Below are 390 nucleotides of genomic sequence, written 5' to 3' on the forward strand. Positions count from 1 at the left end.
AATCATCAGACGTACAATTTTCCAAATCTAAATTATCGATACTCGAATACAAACCATCCTTGTCACATTCTTCTAAATCTTTAACCCAAAGGCGTATCTCATCTTTATTGTCATTAACAAAAACACACTCGTAACAAAAATCATCCTCGTCATCGTTCAAATATTCGTTGAATCTTAAAAAACCATATCCCCTGCTTTCTATGTAATCCAAAAACAAAGAAGAATGCGAAGGAAGACAACGCAAATAATCTCTATAACTTTTCACATCCTTCACAGGAAAAGAATGGTCAATATAATGGTCATGCAAACAAGTCATGATATCGTAAGGCTTTTCCCAACCGCAATAAACCTCGACCCCATTCCCAAACATATAACGAATAGCCTTGGTCT

General features: G+C 35.4%; 1 protein-coding gene. It reads right to left on the reverse strand.

Annotated elements, in window-relative coordinates:
• Positions 1-370, reverse strand: a 370-nt coding sequence (locus KP705_RS18875; RefSeq protein ID WP_215765417.1) for a hypothetical protein, incomplete at its 3' end; no start/stop codon positions are given.
• Positions 371-390 lie beyond the last annotated feature (20 nt).

The organism is Gluconobacter sp. P1D12_c (assembly GCF_018812105.1).
Taxonomy (GTDB): domain Bacteria; phylum Pseudomonadota; class Alphaproteobacteria; order Acetobacterales; family Acetobacteraceae; genus Gluconobacter; species Gluconobacter oxydans_A.